16 protein-coding genes are annotated in these 19,169 nt (G+C 39.3%); 3 read left to right on the top strand and 13 right to left on the bottom strand.

Going from position 1 to position 19,169, the window contains the following annotated elements; translation table 11 throughout:
- Positions 1-57 precede the first annotated feature (57 nt).
- The 5 genes from BQ6100_RS19655 to BQ6100_RS19675 form a co-directional block, all read right to left on the bottom strand.
- Complete coding sequence (locus tag BQ6100_RS19655) at positions 58-1,200, bottom strand: acyl-CoA dehydrogenase (RefSeq protein WP_075983216.1); 1,143 nt, start codon at positions 1,198-1,200, stop codon at positions 58-60.
- 79 nt (positions 1,201-1,279) lie between these two features.
- Entirely contained in the window at positions 1,280-2,410 is a 1,131-nt protein-coding gene (locus BQ6100_RS19660; protein ID WP_075983217.1) for an acyl-CoA dehydrogenase, read from the bottom strand.
- A 53-nt stretch (positions 2,411-2,463) separates the two neighbouring features.
- The gene (locus BQ6100_RS19665) at positions 2,464-3,315 is read right to left on the bottom strand and encodes a 3-hydroxybutyryl-CoA dehydrogenase (protein WP_075983218.1); all 852 of its coding nucleotides are present in this window, start codon (positions 3,313-3,315) and stop codon (positions 2,464-2,466) included.
- A gap of 81 nt (positions 3,316-3,396) precedes the next feature.
- Positions 3,397-4,590: an acetyl-CoA C-acetyltransferase gene (locus tag BQ6100_RS19670; RefSeq protein WP_075983219.1), complete on the bottom strand. Its 1,194-nt coding sequence runs from the start codon at positions 4,588-4,590 to the stop codon at positions 3,397-3,399.
- Positions 4,591-5,017: 427 nt separating this feature from the next.
- Entirely contained in the window at positions 5,018-7,129 is a 2,112-nt protein-coding gene (locus tag BQ6100_RS19675) for a heterodisulfide reductase-related iron-sulfur binding cluster (RefSeq protein ID WP_075983220.1), read from the bottom strand.
- Positions 7,130-7,375: 246 nt separating this feature from the next.
- Here BQ6100_RS19675 and cls point away from each other — a divergent pair, with 246 nt between their 5' ends.
- Positions 7,376-8,578, top strand: coding sequence for a cardiolipin synthase (cls, locus tag BQ6100_RS19680; protein ID WP_075983221.1), 1,203 nt, complete (start codon positions 7,376-7,378; stop codon positions 8,576-8,578).
- A 140-nt stretch (positions 8,579-8,718) separates the two neighbouring features.
- Here cls and BQ6100_RS19685 read toward each other — a convergent pair whose 3' ends face one another.
- From BQ6100_RS19685 to speE, 5 genes are all read right to left on the bottom strand, one after another.
- Positions 8,719-8,898 (bottom strand): XapX domain-containing protein, encoded by a 180-nt coding sequence (locus tag BQ6100_RS19685; protein WP_075983222.1) that lies wholly within the window; start codon positions 8,896-8,898, stop codon positions 8,719-8,721.
- 153 nt (positions 8,899-9,051) lie between these two features.
- Entirely contained in the window at positions 9,052-10,722 is a 1,671-nt protein-coding gene (argS, locus tag BQ6100_RS19690) for an arginine--tRNA ligase (protein WP_075983223.1), read from the bottom strand.
- Positions 10,719-11,162: a DUF1934 domain-containing protein gene (locus tag BQ6100_RS19695; protein WP_075983224.1), complete on the bottom strand. Its 444-nt coding sequence runs from the start codon at positions 11,160-11,162 to the stop codon at positions 10,719-10,721. Before BQ6100_RS19695 ends, argS begins: the two co-directional genes overlap by 4 nt.
- 224 nt (positions 11,163-11,386) lie before the next feature.
- Complete coding sequence (speB, locus tag BQ6100_RS19700) at positions 11,387-12,259, bottom strand: agmatinase (RefSeq protein ID WP_075983225.1); 873 nt, start codon at positions 12,257-12,259, stop codon at positions 11,387-11,389.
- A gap of 52 nt (positions 12,260-12,311) precedes the next feature.
- Positions 12,312-13,139, bottom strand: coding sequence for a spermidine synthase (gene speE / locus BQ6100_RS19705; RefSeq protein WP_075983226.1), 828 nt, complete (start codon positions 13,137-13,139; stop codon positions 12,312-12,314).
- A 386-nt stretch (positions 13,140-13,525) separates the two neighbouring features.
- On the opposite strand from speE, the gene BQ6100_RS19710 reads away from it, so the two are divergent.
- The gene (locus tag BQ6100_RS19710; protein WP_075983227.1) at positions 13,526-15,598 is read left to right on the top strand and encodes a transglycosylase domain-containing protein; all 2,073 of its coding nucleotides are present in this window, start codon (positions 13,526-13,528) and stop codon (positions 15,596-15,598) included.
- 992 nt (positions 15,599-16,590) lie between these two features.
- On the opposite strand, the gene BQ6100_RS19720 is transcribed toward BQ6100_RS19710, so the two are convergent.
- Together BQ6100_RS19720 and BQ6100_RS19725 are read right to left on the bottom strand one after the other, a co-directional pair.
- Complete coding sequence (locus BQ6100_RS19720; protein ID WP_075983229.1) at positions 16,591-17,106, bottom strand: YwhD family protein; 516 nt, start codon at positions 17,104-17,106, stop codon at positions 16,591-16,593.
- A gap of 17 nt (positions 17,107-17,123) precedes the next feature.
- On the bottom strand, positions 17,124-17,783 hold the full coding sequence (locus BQ6100_RS19725; RefSeq protein ID WP_075983230.1) for a site-2 protease family protein: 660 nt from the start codon (positions 17,781-17,783) through the stop codon (positions 17,124-17,126).
- A 217-nt stretch (positions 17,784-18,000) separates the two neighbouring features.
- On the opposite strand from BQ6100_RS19725, the gene BQ6100_RS19730 reads away from it, so the two are divergent.
- Positions 18,001-18,186, top strand: a complete 186-nt coding sequence (locus BQ6100_RS19730) for a 2-hydroxymuconate tautomerase (RefSeq protein ID WP_075983231.1) — start codon at positions 18,001-18,003, stop codon at positions 18,184-18,186.
- A 457-nt stretch (positions 18,187-18,643) separates the two neighbouring features.
- Here BQ6100_RS19730 and BQ6100_RS19735 read toward each other — a convergent pair whose 3' ends face one another.
- On the bottom strand, positions 18,644-19,147 hold the full coding sequence (locus BQ6100_RS19735) for a YwgA family protein (RefSeq protein ID WP_075983232.1): 504 nt from the start codon (positions 19,145-19,147) through the stop codon (positions 18,644-18,646).
- Positions 19,148-19,169 lie beyond the last annotated feature (22 nt).

The raw sequence follows: 19,169 nt of genomic DNA on the forward strand, positions 1-19,169 counted from the left end.
TACCAGTTGCCCCGGGTGGGCAGTTGTCCACGAGGGGTAACTGGTTTATTTTATTTGTTATTTTGTTAGCATTCTTGAGATAACGAGGCGTTGAATTTCTTGTGTACCTTCGTAGATTTGGGTGATTTTTGCATCACGCATAAATCTTTCTACTGGGTAGTCTTTTGTATATCCATATCCACCAAAGACTTGGACTGCTTCTGTTGTCACCTTCATTGCTGTATCTCCAGCAAATAATTTTGACATGGCAGATTCTTTACCATATGGAAGACCATTTGATTCTAACCATGCTGCTTGGTAGGTTAATAGTCTTGCAGCTTCAACATTCGTTGCCATATCAGCAAGCTTAAATCCAATTCCTTGTTGTGCAGCAATTGGTTTACCAAATTGAACCCTTTCCTTTGCATAATCAACTGCAGCATCTAGGGCACCTTGAGCAATACCAACAGCTTGTGCAGCAATTCCGTTACGTCCACCATCAAGGGTCATCATCGCAATTTTGAAGCCTTCCCCTACTTTACCAAGGACATTTTCTACTGGAACGATACAGTTATCAAAGATAATTTCAGTTGTAGGTGATGAACGAATGCCTAGTTTCTTTTCTTTTTTCCCAACGGAGAAGCCAGGGAAGTCTGATTCAACGATAAATGCCGTTTGACCCCCTCTTGTTCCTTTTTCTGCGTCAGTAGTAGCAAAAACGACATAGGTTTCAGCCGCTCCACCATTTGTGATAAAGATTTTTGAACCGTTAAGTACATAATGATCTCCATCAAGACGTGCAGTCGTTTTCATACCACCGGCGTCCGAGCCGCTTCCTGGTTCTGTTAAGCAGTAAGCACCGATTTTTTCACCTTGTGCCATAGGGCGAAGGTATTTTTGTTTTTGTTCCTCGTTACCGAACTTGTAAATTGGCCATCCAGCTAAAGACGTATGGGCAGATAGCATAACTCCTACTGATGCGTCTACTCTTGATAATTCTTCAACAGCAATACAATAGGCTAAGAAATCACTTCCAATGCCGCCGTATTCCTCAGGCCATGGAATCCCTGTTAAGCCTAGCTCTGCCATTTTGTCAAAAATTCCTCGGTCAAAGCGTGCTTCCTCGTCACGCTCTGCAGCGGTTGGAGCTACTTCATTTTTCGCGAAGTCGCGAACCATTTTTCTAATCATTTCGTGTTCTTCCGTTAGTTGAAAGTTCATTTCTGCTTCCTCCCATGTTTGAAACATTATTTTATTTAAATTAGAGATTTTCGTTAACCTAAAAACCCCTAATCATAAGCTACAATTGTTTACTGATTACGATTCTTTGAATTTCACTTGTTCCCTCATAGATTTCAGTGATTTTTGCATCGCGGAAAAAGCGCTCAACTGGGTATTCCTCGGTATAGCCATACCCGCCTAAAACTTGAATCGCTTCCGTCGTAACCTCAACTGCTGTTTTCGAAGCATATAGTTTTGCCATAGAGGCTTCCTTACCACAGCGAAGACCTTTCATTCTCATATCAGCTGCCTGGTAGATTAATAGTTTAGCTGCCTCGATATTAGTTGCCATGTCTGCAAGCTTAAATCCAATCCCCTGTTGAGATGCAATCGGCTTCCCAAATTGATGCCTTTCCTTTGCGTATGCCACAGCGGCTTCAAAGGCCGCTTCAGCAATTCCCAAAGCTTGAGCAGCGATTCCAATGCGCCCTACATCAAGGTTACTCATGGCAATTTTGAACCCTTCCCCTTCATTTCCAAGAAGGTTTTCCTTAGGAATCCGCATATCCTCAAAGGTTAATTGTAGGGTTCTTGAACCATGGAGCCCCATTTTATGCTCATCCTTTCCAAAAATAAGCCCCGGTGTCCCCTTTTCCACGATAAAAGCGGAGATACCCTTTGAGCCAGCCTCTGGATTGGTTTTGGCAAAGACAATATAAACATCGGCTTCCCCACCATTTGTTATAAAAACCTTAGAACCGTTTATCACATAATGGTCTCCATGTAGTACTGCTTTTGTTTTCAAGCTTCCTGCATCTGATCCAGCGCTCGGTTCAGTGAGGCAAAAGGCACCAAGGAATTCACCCGACGCTAATTTTGGAACATATTTTTGCTTCTGTTCTTCTGTCCCGAAGTAGACAATTGGATTCGTTCCAACGGATGTATGAACAGATAAAATTACCCCAATGGTCGCGCTGACCTTAGAAATTTCATGAATTGCGAGTATATAGGAGATAAAGTCCATCTCGGATCCTCCATACTGCTCAGGAATTGGGATTCCCATTAGGCCAAGCTCCCCCATTTTCTTAAGAATTTCACGTGGAAACTCTCCCTGCTCCATTTTTTCAACAAATGGGGCTATTTCGTTTTGGGCAAACTCTTGGACCATTTTTTTCATCATCTTTTGTTCTTCTGTAAGATGTAGATTCATATCTCCCCTCCAGTTGTATCATCGGTTTTCGCTCTATTGATTGTGTCAAAAGGTTATTCGTACACGTAAAAGCCTCGACCTGACTTTTTGCCTAACCATCCGGCTTTCACATATTTGCGAAGCAATGGACATGGGCGATATTTATCATCACCAAGTCCTTCTTGTAATGTTTCCATAATATATAGGCAGGTATCTAGACCAATGAAATCAGCTAATGTTAATGGACCCATTGGATGATTCATTCCAAGCTTCATAACCTCATCGATTGCCTCTTTTGTTGCTACCCCTTCATATAGAGCGTAAATCGCTTCATTAATCATTGGAAGCAATATTCTATTGGCAACAAAGCCTGGGAAGTCATTCACTTCTACTGGAACCTTCCCAATGTTTTTCGTGATATCTTCAATGATTTGGTATACTTCATCTGCTGTAGCAAGTCCTCGAATAATTTCAACCAATTTCATTACAGGGACAGGATTCATAAAATGCATACCGATCACCTTTTCAGGTCTTTTCGTTACAGCGGCAATTTCTGTAATTGGTAATGATGACGTATTGCTTGCTAAAATCGCATGATCTGGAGCAATTTCATCCAGCTGCGCGAAAATCTTTGCCTTAATATCCATATTTTCTACTGCCGCTTCAATGACTAAATCCACTTCTTTTGCATCATCTAGTGATGTTGATTGGATGAGATTGCTTAAGGTTGCGTCCATTTTTTCTTGTGTGATTCGTTCCTTTGATACTTGGCGAGCTAGATTTTTTTGGATAATCCCAAAGCCTCTCTCGACAAATTCTGGTTTTAAGTCATTTAAGACGACTGTGTAGCCTGCTTCCGCACAAACCTGGGCAATCCCAGAGCCCATTTGTCCTGCGCCAATGACCATTATTTTCTTAACTTCCATGTTCCATTCCCCCGTATCTATTCCATATTATTTATTTTATTAAATTGCTGCTTAAGTTCACGGCCCAGCCTGGATACTAGCTTAATTCCCAGTCCTTGGTACCTCAATCATAATTGCATCGCCTTGCCCTCCGCCGCTACAGATGGCAGCAATTCCAATTCCCCCACCACGTCGCTTTAACTCATGGATTAAGGTTAAAATAATCCTGGCTCCGCTGGCCCCGATTGGATGTCCTAAGGCAACGGCACCTCCATTAACATTCAGTTTTTCCGGTTGTATACCTGAAATTTGACTGCTAACTAGAGCAACGGCGGCAAAAGCTTCATTTATTTCAAAAAGGTCGATATCTTCAACCGATTTTCCAGTCTTTTTCAATAACTCGTTAATGGCAATTCCCGGCGTTTTCGGAAAGTTTTTCGCTTCTATTGCAACAGCTGCATGACCAAGAATGAAGGCCTCAATCGTTCTTCCTTCTCTCAAGGCTCTTTTCTCATTCATTAACACAAGTGCTGCTGCACCATCATTTACACCAGGAGCATTCCCGGCTGTAATTGTGCCTTCATTTTGAAAGGCAGGTGCTAATTTAGACAATCTCTCTAACGAGGTGTCCTTTCTCGGCCCTTCATCATTTGTCACTACAATTGGATTTCCCTTCCTTTGTGGAATTTCGATTGGAACAATTTCCTCTGCAAATTTTCCAGATTCCATTGCAGCGATGGCAAGCTCATGGCTTCTCAAAGACCATTGATCCTGCTCCATGCGGCTAATTCCAAGCTCTTCTGCAACGGCATTTCCATAGGTACCCATGTGGACACCAGAAAAGCTGCAGCTTAGCCCATCGTTAATCATGAGATCTAAGACACTCGCATTTCCCATTCTGAATCCAAAACGTGCTTTTGGAAGAATATATGGAGCATTGCTCATGGATTCCATTCCTCCTGCCACAATGACCTCTTCGTCTCCAGCACGAATGATTTGATCTGCGAGCGTTACACTCCTCATTCCAGAGGCACACACCTTATTAATCGTTTCGGTTTTTACCTCCCAAGGCAGACCTGCCTTTCTTGCAGCCTGACGTGACGGGATTTGACCTTGCCCTCCTTGGAGAACCGTTCCAAAAATAAATTCTCCTACTTCTTCAGGATTAACGTTTGCCCTTTTTAAAGCATCTTTCGCAGAAATCCCTCCGAGGTCAGATGCAGTTAAGCTGCTCAAGGCTCCGCCTAACTTTCCAAATGGTGTACGAGCCCCACCTAAAATAACGGTTTTTCCCAAAAAAATTCCCCCTTATTCATTTGTTTAAAGAACAGTCATTTTTAACGGAAATATACCTGTTGACAGATAAATATGAAGTGTAATCTTGGTGAAATAACTTGAGGTTTGGTAGTTTGACATTTTCTCCCCTAAACAAAATGCAACTGTAGAAAGTTTGAATAAATGAATGAATCTAATTCCCCCTTTATTAGACCATTCTAGAATTCAACGCGTTCATTGACTGAACGCTCGTTCGAAATGCTTTCATAAAAAAGGGCCTTCATAATAAATCAAAGACCCTTTTCTATTTTTGATGGATTGTAATCGTTTTCTATATCTATTTTACCGAAAAAGAATAGAAATTGAAACACAATATGGAAAATTCGAAATTTTTTTCGAATTTTCCCCGTGCTTCAATTTCTACTTAGTTAACAAGTGTCAGCTTCTATTATGAAACTAAATCCTTTTGCTCTCCACATACGGATTTTTCTAATAGCTCGGCAATATCATAGGTTGAAACCTGATCTTCAACCTCTTTCGCTTTCGTTCCATCCGTTAGCATTGTTAAGCAGTAAGGGCAGCCTGAACTGATGACTGTTGGATTAACAGACAATGCTTGTTCTGTACGTGCAACGTTAATGCGGTGGCCGGTTTCTTCTTCCATCCACATTAATCCCCCACCGGCTCCACAGCACATACCTGTTTCGCGTTTACGTTCCATTTCCACAAGCTTCACACCTGGTATTGATTTTAAAATTTCTCGTGGTTGGTCATAAACATCATTGTAACGACCTAAGTAACAAGAGTCATGGAAGGTAATGGTTTCATTCACCGGATATTGTGGTTTTAATCGGCCTTCCTTCACAAGCTCATACAATACCTCTGTATGATGGTAAACGTCTGCTTCTAGCCCAAAATCAGGATACTCATTTTTGAAAATATTATAGGCATGCGGATCGATGGTAACGATCTTTTTCACTTCGTTCTTTTCAAATTCTTCGATATTTTTCGTTGCTAGCTCTTGGAATAGGAATTCATTTCCGAGTCTTCTTGGAGTATCTCCAGAGTTCTTCTCTTTGTTTCCAAGAATGGCAAACTTCACGCCTGCTTCGTTTAGTAGCTTAGCGAAGGAAAGGGCAATTTTTTGGCTACGGTTATCATAAGAACCCATAGATCCAACCCAGAATAAATATTCGAATTCTTCTCCAGCCTTTTTCGCTTCCTTCACAGTTGGAGCGTACACATCCTCGCGAGCTTCGCGCCAGTTTTCACGCTCTTTACGGTTAAGTCCCCATGGATTTCCTTGCTTTTCGATGTTTGACATCGCACGTTTTGCATCTGGATCCACTTTTCCTTCAGTTAATACAAGGTAACGACGAAGGTCGATAATTTTTTCAACATGTTCATTCATAACCGGACATTGGTCTTCACAGTTACGACAAGTTGTACATCCCCAAATTTCCTCTTCGGTAATAACCTCACCAATAAGGCTTGGGTTGTATGCAAGACCTGCAGCTGCTTCCTCAACACCTTTTCCTGCTGAAGCAAGAGCAATTTGATTCCCTTTTGTATTTGAAAAAGCAAATGTTGGAACCCATGGCTGTTGTGATGTTACTGCAGCACCATGGAAGGTTAAATGATCACGTAGCTTTAAAATTAAATCCATTGGTGAAAGCATTTTACCTGTTCCGGTTGCTGGACACATATTTGTACAACGCCCACACTCAACACAAGCATATAAATCAACTAATTGTAACTGTGTAAAGTCATCAATTTTACCCACACCGAAGGATTCTTGTGTTTCATCCTCAAAATCGATTTTTCTTAATTTCCCTGCTTTATCTAAACGATTAAGATATACATTCGCAGGACCAGCAATTAAGTGGGCATGCTTTCCTTGTGGAATATACACTAAGAAGGATAATAAGAATAATAAGTGTAACCACCAAGCAATATAGAAAATAACAATGGAAGGTGTTTCACCTATTGCTGATAATCCTGTACCAATAATTGAAGCTATCGGTTCTGTCCAAACGCCCTCTTCTCCATGCCAAATCATACTCATTCCATTCCCAACAAGAACAGAAAGCATTAATCCACCGATGAAAATTAGGACAAGGCCGTTTTTAAAACCTCTTTTTAAACGAACAAGTTTTTCAATATAACGACGGTAATAAGCCCAAACAACGGCTACTAAAATAATGAAGGTGACAATTTCCTGGAAGAATGTAAACGCAGGATATAGTGGCCCAAGAGGTAAGTGTGCCCCTGGTTTAATCCCCTTTATTATGAAATCTATAGCACCAAACTGAACGAGAATGAAGCCATAAAAAAACATGACGTGAATGGCACCGCTTTTTTTGTCCTTCATCAGTTTTTTCTGACCGAAGACATTCACCCATATTTTATCAAGACGCTTCTTTACATCATTATCAAACTCAGCCTTTTTCCCAAGCTTAATAAATTTGATTCTGGTCCTAACTAAGTAAACAAACAGATTAATTGCGTAAGCGGTTACGAATAAGAACGCAATTAAATTCAGCCATAATAGACCGTTCATCCAACCTTCTCCTTTCACGAGGTCTGACTATCCCCTTCTTAACCCCTTTAATAACTTAAAATTATAACAGAATAAAATTTTCTGACAATATAACTTATCTCCATTATATAATGAATGAACATTCAGTCAACCAATTTTTTTAGATAATTTTTATTCCTCCACCGATTCCCCCCCTCTTAATTTCAGCTCATAGTTCCAACCATTCAGGTTAAAAATAATAAGAAAACCAAGCGAGGAGTCAATCAAATGAAGATACTTTTCACGGCCTTCATCCTCCTATTAATCATATTCATGTACCTATGGCTTGATTATTCATTCGGTAGAAAAAGGCATCTCGCTACACTTCAAAAGAGACACTATCCAAAAAGGTATAGCGATATTTCATTATTTAAACAAGGAAACGATCTTTTTGATGATTTCTTTTCTGAAATAAGAAGAGCGAAAAAACATATTCATATTCTCTTTTTTATTGTCAAGAATGACAATATTAGCAAACAATTCTTCAAACTTTTGATTGAAAAGGCCTCAGAGGGAGTTGAGGTCCGTCTTTTGGTTGATCAAATCGGAGGCCATAAGATTTCTCAAAAAACAATTGCTGAATTAAAAAAGGAAGGGATTGAATTTTCCTTTTGCAATAAAATAGTGGCTCCCTTTTACTTCTACTCAAGCCAGGTCAGGAATCATCGGAAAATTAGCGTGATTGATGGAAAAATCGGATATATGGGTGGTTTTAATATTGGTGAAGAATATATTGGTATGAATCCGAAGCTTTCCCCCTGGAGGGATTACCACTTAAAAATTAATGGAGAAGGAGTTCAGGATTTACAAAAGGAATTTCTCCATGATTGGAAGGAAGCAACAAAAATGGATTTACTTCAAAAGGAGGATTATTTTCCTCCACTTGAAAAAGGACCAGTCTTACATCAGATTGTGCCAACTGATGGTTTATTTTTAGATAAAGTCTTTGCCGATCATATTAAGAACGCAAAAGAATCTATTGTTATCGGGACCCCTTACTTTATTCCAAGCAGTAAATTAAATCAACTTCTAATTGAGGCATTGCAAAAAGGAATAAAGGTTACTCTTCTTATTCCTGATAAGCCTGATCACGCACTTGTAAAGGAGGCATCCTTCCGATATTTACGTCAGCTATTAAAGGAAGGAGCCAAGGTTTATCAATTTGTTAATGGCTTTTACCATGCTAAGGTTTTTATGATTGATCAAGAATCTTGTGATGTTGGAACAGCAAATTTTGATATGCGGAGCATTTTTTTGAACTATGAATTGAACTGTTTTATTTATAGTCAGGATTTTTTTAATCAAGTTCAGCAGGCGGTTCAGGAAGATATTAATGACGCCGATTTATTAAATCCGAATGCCTTGGATATGGTGAGCTTCCAGATAAAGGTGAAAGAAATCATCGCAAGGCCAGTATCCCTTTTCTTGTAAAATTAGGAGCCTGCTCCATTTGTTTCGTTGCCATTAAGTCTAGTTTATTTCAAAATAAGAGTCAGGGAAAAAATAAAACAGCTGGCTTCATATTTAAGCGCCAGCTGTTATTCCTACTATATTGTATAGTGTGCTTTTGGTTAACCAAGAAGGTTTTGAAACCATGGTGCAACTTTTTGAAATACGACAAATCCTAAGTAAACCCCAACTATTCCCATAACACCTGCTAATGCTGGTGGGGCAGGAATTGGAAGCTTAAATAAGGAAAATAAGAATCCAACGATAAATCCGGTAAAAACTGAAAGTATGACAATCTTCATGCTGCTTTCCTCCTCTAAAAACTTCAGATTCTTACATTATTCATTATGTCCTACCTGCAAGAAATGCATGAATCATTTTTGAAGTTCCATTAATCAAGGATTCTTTCATAACAGGGAGGAAAATAACTTTCACCTATTAACTTCTGAACTTTTTTACATTTTTTCCGGTGCTGATACACCAATTAATGCAAGTGCGTTTTTCAATGTGATTTGTACTGCCTTTACTAAAGCAAGACGCGCCTTCGATTTTTCCACGTTTTCCATATCTAGTACCTTTTCCGCATTATAGAAGCTATGGAAGGTAGATGCTAAATCAAAGATATAGTTGGCAACGCGATGAGGCAAGCGTTTTAATGCTGCTTCACCAACTGCTTGAGGGAATTCCCCTAGCTTTTTCAACACATCGATTTCTTTTTCTGCTTGGATTAGTGAGAAATCGGCATTTTTATCTACTTTTAAACCATTCTCTTCTCCAGAGCGAAGGATACTGCAAATACGTGCATGTGCATATTGTGCATAGAAAACCGGGTTCTCATTTGATTGGGAAACGGCTAAATCTAAGTCAAAATCAAGATGTGTATCTGCACTTCTCATCGCAAAGAAGTAACGAGTTGAATCTAATCCCACTTCTTCAACAAGTTCACGCATGGTTACAGCTTTTCCTGTACGCTTACTCATTTTCATTTTTTCACCATTTTTATATAAATGAACAAGCTGGATGATTTCAACCTCTAATGCATCCTTGCTAAAGCCCATTGCTTGAATCGCTGCTTTCATACGTGGGATATAACCATGGTGATCAGCGCCCCAAATATTAATTAGCTTTTCAAAGCCACGATCCAATTTATTCTTATGATAAGCAATGTCTGGAGTTAAATACGTGTATGAACCATCCTGTTTAATTAAAACACGGTCCTTATCATCACCGAACGTAGTGGAACGGAACCAAGTGGCTCCATCCTTTTCATAAATATGACCATTTTCACGTAACTTATCCAATGCTGCATCAATTTTTCCATCATGGTACAGTGAAGTTTCAGAATACCATACATCGAATGGAACGCGGAAATCCTCAAGGTCCTTTTTCAATTTTTCCATTTCATATTTAAGACCATATTCACGGAAAAAGTCAAAACGTTCCTGTTCATCGGCATTGACATAGCGGTCGCCGAATTCCTCTGCAAGTCTTTTTCCAATACCGATGATATCTTCGCCATGATAGCCGTCTGCAGGCATTTCCTTTTCTATTCCAAGTGCTTGGAAATAACGTGCTTCTACTGATAATGCTAAGTTGTTAATTTGGTTTCCGGCATCGTTAATATAGTATTCACGAGAAACATCATAACCAGCTTTGTCTAAAATATTACATAAGGAATCCCCCACCGCAGCACCACGAGCATGTCCTAAATGAAGGTCCCCAGTTGGATTAGCAGAAACAAACTCGACTTGAATCTTTTGATGATTTCCTACATTTGTTTCCCCAAAGCTGTCCCCTGCCTCTAAAATGACAGGAATTAAATCGGTTAGGTAGCTATTATCCATGTAAAAATTAATGAAGCCTGGGCCTGCAATTTCTATCTTTTCAATGGAAGCCTTGGATTGGTCAAAATGAGATATTAGCTCTTCTGCAATCATACGTGGAGCCTTCTTAGCTATTTTCGTAAGCTGCATAGCCATATTTGTTGAATAATCCCCATGTGATTTGTCCTTTGGAACCTCTAATATGATAGATGGAATTTCGCCTTCATTGGCAAGACCAGCCTTCACGACAGCTGCTTTAATCTCTTCTTTTAATTTTGTTTGGATTTGCTCGACGATGTTCATCCTTTCTCCTCCTTAAACGTGATGTTTAGATGATAATTGCCCGCATTCGAACCATGCATGGATAAATCATAAATAATTTCGACCGAACCATCATTTTGATCTTCGGCAAAAGAATACGCTAATCTTTTTGTATATGTAGTGGTTTCAAGAGTTCCGTATGGGGTTTCATAGCTACCTCGGAGTTTTTGCTTTAATTGAAAGGGTAGCCTCATATTAATTGCACCCCTTCTTAGTATCATAGCATTTCCATCAGCTACTTTTACAATCGTCTTGACTGTTACCTCATCAAGAACCTCATCATACTGCAGGTAATAAGATTGGCCTTTTTTATAGTATCGACCAAATGTGATTAATTCAAAAGACTGTTTGTCCTCATCATTTTGAATCACTGTTTTGATTTTTAGTTGTATAGGTACTTGGTCCGCCGGTTTCGTCTGCAACGGGCACACTTCCTTTACTTCGCTTATTATAATCGAAGTTTTTCTTTTTGTTGGATTTTTGTTCAAATATGCACAAAGTTGCCAAATATATCGTGATTTTGTGCTTTATAAATATTCTCTTCTTATCTAGTGTTTAACTTAATTATTATAATTTTTTTGTATGGGAAGTGCAACAAAGGAGGTGCCAGGCACCATCCAAAATTTGGATGGTGCCTGGCACCTATTTATTTGACCCATCCAAGGATCATTTCTCTTATTAATTTACTTGCTGTGTTGACTGTTTGTTCTGAGTGGTCGTAGATTGGCGCTACTTCAACTAAGTCGGCTCCTATGACGTTTACATTGGAATGAGCAATCTCATGAATGGATGCTAACAGCTCTTTTGATGTAATACCACCTGCATCGACCGTTCCGGTTCCTGGTGCATGAGCGGGATCCAACACATCAATATCAATGGTCACGTAGACTGGTCTTCCAGAAAGCTTAGGAAGAATATCCTTCAGTGGCTTATGGACCTCAAACTTGGAGATATGAAGCCCAACCTCCTTCGCCCAATCAAACTCTTCCTTCATTCCTGAACGTATCCCGAAGGAATAAATATTTTCAGGCCCTATTAATCCCGCTGCCTTTCGAATTGGTGTGGAATGAGAAAGCGGCTCACCCTCATAATGCTCACGTAAATCGGTGTGTGCGTCCATATGGATGATAGCTAGATTTGGATACTTCTTATACATTGCCTTAATGACTGGCCAAGTGACTAGATGCTCTCCACCCATTCCAAGTGGAAACTTATCCTTTGCCAATACTTGATCAACAAATTCCTCAATTAAATCTAAGCTCTTCTGAGGATTTCCAAAAGGAAGTGGAATATCTCCTGCATCATAATATTTTACATCCTGGAGCTCCCGGTCTAAATAAGGGCTATATTCCTCCAATCCAATGGAGACCTCACGGATACGTGCTGGACCAAATCTTGAACCAGGTCGGTAGCTTACCGTCCAGTCCATTGGCATGCCATATATAACCACTTGGCTTTCCTCAAAGTTTGGATGACTATTGATAAATACATTTCCTGAATAGGCTTCATCAAATCGCATATTTTTTCTCCTCCATATCTAAAAGGCTTTTCTCTTGAATTAAAACAACTGATTACTTAACTAAATCCTGAACGAATTTTGGCAAAACAAATGCCGCCTTATGAAGCTCTTTCGTGTAATATCTTGTTTCAATATCATGGAAGCGTTCTTCACTTACTTCCAACGGATTGTATTTCTTCGAGCCAATCGTAAATGCCCAAAGACCGCTTGGATACGTTGGAATATTGGCAACATACAGGTGAGTAATCGGGAAAATTTCTTTAACGTCCTTTTGGACATTACGGATTAAATCAGCCTTAAACCAGGGGTTATCTGACTGAGCAACAAAAAGTCCGTCATCCTTCAAGGCTTTAGATATCCCTGCATAAAAGCCCTTTGTAAATAAGTTCACAGCCGGTCCAACTGGTTCAGTAGAATCAACCATGATGACATCATATTCGTTTTCACTATTGGCAATATGCATGAAGCCATCGTCTACCTTCACTTCCACGCGAGGATCATCGAGCTTCCCTGCAATTTCTGGTAAATATTTTTTAGAGTACTCAATGACCTTTCCATCGATATCAACCAGTGTAGCCTTTTTTACACTTGGGTGCTTTAATACCTCACGAATAACTCCTCCATCTCCACCTCCAACAACAAGAATGTTCTCTGGATTCGGATGGGTAAAAAGTGGAACATGGGCAACCATTTCGTGATAAACAAATTCGTCCTTCACGCTTGTCATGACCATGTCATCTAAAATAAGCATATTGCCCCATTCTTCTGTTTCTACCATATCTAGTTTTTGAAACTCGGTTTGTTCCGTATGTAAAGTACGATTAATTTTCATTGTGATTCCAAAATTCTCTGTTTGCTTTTCTGTAAACCAAATGCTCATAATCATCATTCCCTTTCTTATTTATGATTAAAGCCTTATTTAGTCTGTCTATTGATTACCGCTCAAGGCATACGCTTTTTCGCAGATGGTCCGGGAGTCTCGCACATCCCGATCCAATCAACTCCGTGCAGAAAATAACTTAGCCATATATGAAAGAATTTTCTATTCTTCACTAATATGTATGGCTTCATTTTACTTCTATATACTGCCCTATCTTATTTTTTACAAACATCAGAAAAAGTATAGTTGAATCTAGCAAAAATGCAAGAAAAAATTTCTAGTTTTTAATAGAAATGAGTTTAAAACCTCCCTGTTTTTTTCATACTGTGAATAGCAAGCTTTCATGGACTATATTTGCTATTTTGGAAAACAGTGAGGTGAATAAAATGGAACTCATGACCGATCATCGATTTCGAAAGACAATAAAATACCTACGTGCCATTTTCATCATCACTTTATTAGCTGCTGCACTTTGCTTTGTTTTGTTAATTGGTTTATTAGTATATGCAAAAGTACTAGGTCCACCACCCCTTGCTGTACCACAATCTACTCTATATTTCTCAGATGATGGAGAAATGATTGGGGAAAGTAATAATGGGCAAAAGCGCTATTGGGTTCCACTTAAGAAAATCTCTCCAGATCTCATTGATGCTACCCTTTCCATTGAGGATAAAAGCTTCTATGAACACCATGGATTTGACTTCAAGCGGATTGCCGGGGCCGCATTTGCTGATATTAAGGCATTTGCCAAGGTGCAAGGGGCAAGTACCATTAGCCAGCAGTATGCACGAAATCTTTTCCTCGAGCATGATAAAACATGGAAAAGAAAGATTTCTGAAGCCTTTTATACCCTGCGAATTGAGTTGAATTATACAAAAGGTGAGATTTTGGAAGGTTATTTAAATACCATTTATTATGGGAATGGGGGTTATGGAATCCAGGCGGCAAGCCAATATTACTTTGGCAAGGATGCTGAAAAAATAAATCTTGCAGAGGCAGCGATGCTTGCTGGAATTCCAAAGGGTCCTGGAATTTACTCACCTTTAGCCTCCTATGAAAATGCTAAAAAACGGCAGAAAATCATCCTAAGCGCCATGTTAGAGGATGGTCATATTAATAAAAAAGAATTTGAAAAGACCATTAATCAAAAATTAGTCTTTGTTGGGGAATTTCCAAATCCAAAGGCTGAAATTGCCCCTTACTTTCAAGATGCTGTTAGCTACGCTTTAAAAAATGAGCTAAACCTTGATGATCGTACAATCGAGCTCGGTGGATTGAAGGTATATACAACACTTGATTTAGAACAGCAAAGGGTTGCTGAAAGTACCATTGAAAAATTGGTTTCAAAGGAATCCGAGATCCAAGTAGGGATGGTTGCAATGGACCCTAAAACAGGCTATGTCAAAGCCATGATTGGCGGTCGAGATTATGAGAAAAGTCCTTATAACCGAACCACCCAGGCCGTTCGTCAGCCAGGTTCTACGATAAAGCCTCTCCTGTATTACGCAGCCTTGGATCATGGATTTACACCAGCGACTGTCATGAGAAGCGAAATGACAACCTTCCGCTTTGATGATGAACGAAAGGAGTATACTCCACATAATTTTAATAACCAATATGCTGATTCCGACATAACAATGGCCCAGGCATTAGCCTTATCCGACAACGTCTTTGCAGTAAAAACTCATTTATTTCTAGGTGAAGAAACCTTAATTGAAACCATCAAAAAGTTTGGCATTCATACTAAGATGGATAAGGTTCCTTCACTAGCTCTTGGAACCTCAGGAGTAAGGGTCATCGAGATGGCCAATGCCTATAGTATGCTTGCAAATGGCGGTAACAAGGTAACTCCTGTCTATATCAAACGTGTGGTCAATCATAAGGGTGAAGTCATTTATGAATATGAAAACAAAGCCGAACAAGTTTTGAAGCCAGAGCAGGCCTTTGTAATGACACATATGCTAACGGGAATGTTTGATAAAAAGTTGAATGGATACGCTCACGTAACCGGGAGTACGATTATTAAGGATATGACTAGGCCGTATGCCGGAAAATCCGGAACAACCGAATCTGATAGCTGGATGATAGGCTATACTCCACAATTAGTATCAGCAATTTGGACAGGATATGACAAAGGAAAGCCCATCGAATTAACGGCGGAGAAATCCTATGCTAAAAACATCTGGGTTCATTTTATGGAAAAGGCTTTAGCTGATGAGCCAAAAAGGAAGTTTAAATCACCAAATGGTACGGTTGGGGTTTACCTAGATCCTGAAAACGGGAAGCTAGCGGCTGATAACTGTCCCGTCAAACGATTAACCTATTTTGTATCTGGTACAGAGCCAACTGAATACTGTACTGATCATCTTTCAGAAAATGAAGAGCGTGTGAAAAAGGATAAGAAGAGTAAGGAGAAAGAAAGTCCTTGGTATAAGAAGCTATTTGAGTGGGGTTCTTAATTGAATAGGCTCCTCTTGGAGTAACAAATCTTTTGGAAATCGATTCCTATTTCTCCTAATAATTGAAAAGCCTCGGTCGCTTGGGCATCCGAGGCTTTTCGTGTCCTAGTTTTACAGTGTGTTTTACACTGTTACTAAGTTTACTTTTTTTCTATTAATACGGCAAGTATCTGTCAAATGAAATTCGAAAAACTGTCACATTTCAGACAAAAACAAAATACCTTTTGTGATATTCGTCCTATTATGGTGCTGATATTTCTAACCTTTTACTCTCTGGACCTGTTTTTTTACGTTTTAAGGTAGGGATGATTTACGGAGGAGGCAGTTGAACTTGTCCTTCCATCACTTGCATCTACTGGAGCTGGGTCTCCCCCGACTAGAGATACGGAAGCCGGCCCTTCCATTTATTAGGGGTCTGAAGGAGGATAAAAAGGCATTAATTCTTGAAAAAATAAATGCAAATCCTCGTTCGGTAGGCAAAATTCCTTCTAGTCCGCATGTTATGTTATATACGACTATTCCCAACCGATCAGATTGAGTTGTTGGGCTTTGTTTTTTGGCTTAATGAGAGGAAAAATCGATGGCATTGCTTTAAAATTTGCATAGTTTGGCCATTTTTTAGGATAAAGTGTCATAGTATTACATCTAATCTTCTCCTCGAGGCTGACCAATGAGAAATTTTAACCCCGGTGAAATTAGATATCCGCGATTATTTTGATATATCCGCGGTTTTCATGGATTTATCCGCGATTTTTTCAATATATCCGCGATAAATTGAATATATCCGCGGAAAACACCATTTTATCCGCGATTAGGCATTCTCTGCCTTTCCAAGATAACAGCATAAAAAAAGCCACCCCCCAATGCGAAAAAAACATGCCATGGGGAGTGGTTTTGTAATCGGTAAAATTGGTGAGGAGCCACTACTTACACTTCACTCCAGCGCTTCCCACCAGCTGCCTAACGTATTATTGCTTCGATAAAATCAACAATCATTCTTTACCCTGCAAATCCTGCTTTAGCTTCTCATCCGATTTTTCCCACATCTCTTCATTGTGATTACGCAAGAAGTCTGCCAATATTCGCTTTGATTTATCATCCATATGCTCCACAATGATATGTCGCTTAATCGATTTATCTAAACGGTTCACATGCTCAGGCAGTAATTTATAGCCCCTGCGGATTTCTCTATCCACTGTCATTTCACAGGCTGTTACACCCGCATAATAAGGGCCTTCCTCTTTCCGGTCAGCCGTTACCCAAACAAGCCAATAAGGCTTACCGTTTGGAACCTCTTCCTTATTCGGCAAAAACTTAATTCCCTTTTCAACTACACTTCGCGCATGCATGGCGCCAATATCAACAAAGGCCTCTCCCTCATTGATATCAATGATGACCGGTGACACATTATCGAGACTTAATGATCCCTTACCAAATCCCTTATGTCCATCAGTCGGATCACTTTTAATAATATTAAAGCCAATATTTTTTTTCTTCTTTTCTTCCATCTATCTTTCCCTCCATCTTAATTCATCAGCAATTGATAGAAAAACTGATTGATTGTTTGCACAATATTTGGTGTCACTGTGTTAATAATCGGATGGATCGTATATTGATCTAGTGGTGTAAAAATAATAATGAGAAAAATTAAGGCTCCGTATTGCTCATACTGTGTCATTTTTGCCCTTATATTCACTGGGGCCAAATCCTCAATAATCCGATAACCATCAAGTGGTGGAAAGGGCAATAGGTTAAAAATGAACAAAAGTGCATTTAAACTAATAAAAATATTTAAAAAATCAGGAACAGATGATGGCAGCCCTGAAGCAATCCCCGTTGCCATTAAGCTGTACCATATGAAAATGGCAAGTATCACTAATAATAAATTACTCAATGGCCCAGCTAAAGAAACTAATACTCCAGCTAATCTTGGCTTTTTAAAAAAATAACGATTAACCGGTACAGGCCTTGCCCAACCAAAGCCAGCAATAAAAATAAATAACGTTCCGAGCGGATCTAAATGCTGGAGTGGGTTGAGCGTTAGCCTCCCCTGTTTTTTTGCCGTCATATCTCCAAATTTATAGGCCACATAGGCGTGTGCAAATTCATGAAGTGAAAAAGCAATCATTAATGTTATCGCCACATAAGGAATCTCATTCCAATTATAGGCAAGAAATTGATCCAAAAAGCCATCCCCCTTTATTTTTCCTCATGAAGGTTTCGTTTCTCAAATTATACATGATTCCACACTTGTTGTGAAAAATGAGCTCCAATCCAGCTTGCAGTTTTTCACATAATATGAAAAACTATTAGGACAAATGCAGCCCTTAGGTGAGATTCTTAGGCTTAATCCTTAGGGTGGTTGGTCCATACTATACCATATGTGAAGGAGTCTGATATTCATGCCATACGTTACAGTGAAAATGCTAGAAGGCCGTACAGAGGAGCAGAAGAAAGCGTTAGTAGAAAAAGTAACAGATGCAGTAAACGAAACAACTGGAGCTCCAAAGGAAAAGATTGTTGTTTTTATTGAGGAAATGACCAAGAATCATTACGCGGTTGGTGGGAAACGCTTGAGTGATGAGTAAGTGGAGGTTTCCTCCCGATTTCACCCAATTTAAAAGACCACTTCCCATGGCTTATTTCTATTGCCTTTGGGGAGTGGTTTTTATTTGGTGACCCCGTTGAGCATGAAATGGCTTATCGCGGATATAATGATGTTTTCCGCGGATATTTTCAATTTATCGCGGATAAATCAAAATAATCGCGGATATCGGATTTCACCGGGTGCAATGTTACCAGTAGGTCGGCCTTTTTGACGACGATTTGGCGTAGTTCGATTCTCCTTACCCCAAAAATAGGGGCAAATTTACCAGTTGGTCAGCCCTTTTGAAAAAACTAGGCATAATAATCGACACTTTATCCCAAAAACTGGCTAAACTATGCAAATTTTTAAAGCAATGCACCCGATTTAATTCCTCATACATAAAACAAAAAAGCAAAGCCCTCCAGTCTAAATTGAGGCTTTGCTTATAAATTTCAAGTTTATTGTACTTTTACCTTCAGACTCTCAATATATTGATAGGCCGATTCGATTTCCTCTTCCGTATAGCGTTGCTTACTTTTCAACGTGAAAATCTTTTCCTTTACTTCTTCTCTAGGTAGATCCTCGAAAAACAACACGGTTGAAACAAGTTCAAGAAATCTAGCATTTTGTTGGTTCATGTCATTCATGCAATCCTCAAGATGGGGCATCTCAATCTCATTTAAACTGAGAAATTCCCTTCCATTCTCTGTTAAGGTATACCGATATTGATAAAATCCACTTTTTTTCTCTTTTACCTCATTTAAAAAACCCATATTACATAGCTCTTCCACTCTTAAAGTTAGCTCCTCTGAATAAGGTCCATAAAAGTGAAACTGAAATCGTTCTTGAAATGGGAAGGTTATTTTTTTTGCTATATATATCATCTTTTGCAGTTTTTTTCTTCCAATAATCTCACCAGATACTTGGATTGCGTGCATGATTTTTGCATGGTCTTTAAGCACAACTTGTCATCTCCTACTCCAT

The sequence above is a fragment of the Bacillus massilinigeriensis genome, from assembly GCF_900117315.1.
Classification (GTDB): Bacteria; Bacillota; Bacilli; order Bacillales; family Cytobacillaceae; genus Bacillus_BE; species Bacillus_BE massilionigeriensis.

What these genes read in the sequence shown, in the direction of transcription:
- BQ6100_RS19655 (WP_075983216.1), bottom strand. Translation starts at nt 1,200, where the DNA reads ATGAACTTTCAACTAACGGAAGAACACGAAATGATTAGAAAAATGGTT.
- BQ6100_RS19660 (WP_075983217.1), bottom strand. Translation starts at nt 2,410, where the DNA reads ATGAATCTACATCTTACAGAAGAACAAAAGATGATGAAAAAAATGGTC.
- BQ6100_RS19665 (WP_075983218.1), bottom strand. Translation starts at nt 3,315, where the DNA reads ATGGAAGTTAAGAAAATAATGGTCATTGGCGCAGGACAAATGGGCTCT.
- BQ6100_RS19675 (WP_075983220.1), bottom strand. Translation starts at nt 7,129, where the DNA reads ATGAACGGTCTATTATGGCTGAATTTAATTGCGTTCTTATTCGTAACC.
- cls (WP_075983221.1), top strand. Translation starts at nt 7,376, where the DNA reads ATGAAGATACTTTTCACGGCCTTCATCCTCCTATTAATCATATTCATG.
- BQ6100_RS19685 (WP_075983222.1), bottom strand. Translation starts at nt 8,898, where the DNA reads ATGAAGATTGTCATACTTTCAGTTTTTACCGGATTTATCGTTGGATTC.
- argS (WP_075983223.1), bottom strand. Translation starts at nt 10,722, where the DNA reads ATGAACATCGTCGAGCAAATCCAAACAAAATTAAAAGAAGAGATTAAA.
- speB (WP_075983225.1), bottom strand. Translation starts at nt 12,259, where the DNA reads ATGCGATTTGATGAAGCCTATTCAGGAAATGTATTTATCAATAGTCAT.
- speE (WP_075983226.1), bottom strand. Translation starts at nt 13,139, where the DNA reads ATGAGCATTTGGTTTACAGAAAAGCAAACAGAGAATTTTGGAATCACA.
- BQ6100_RS19710 (WP_075983227.1), top strand. Translation starts at nt 13,526, where the DNA reads ATGGAACTCATGACCGATCATCGATTTCGAAAGACAATAAAATACCTA.
- BQ6100_RS19720 (WP_075983229.1), bottom strand. Translation starts at nt 17,106, where the DNA reads ATGGAAGAAAAGAAGAAAAAAAATATTGGCTTTAATATTATTAAAAGT.
- BQ6100_RS19730 (WP_075983231.1), top strand. Translation starts at nt 18,001, where the DNA reads ATGCCATACGTTACAGTGAAAATGCTAGAAGGCCGTACAGAGGAGCAG.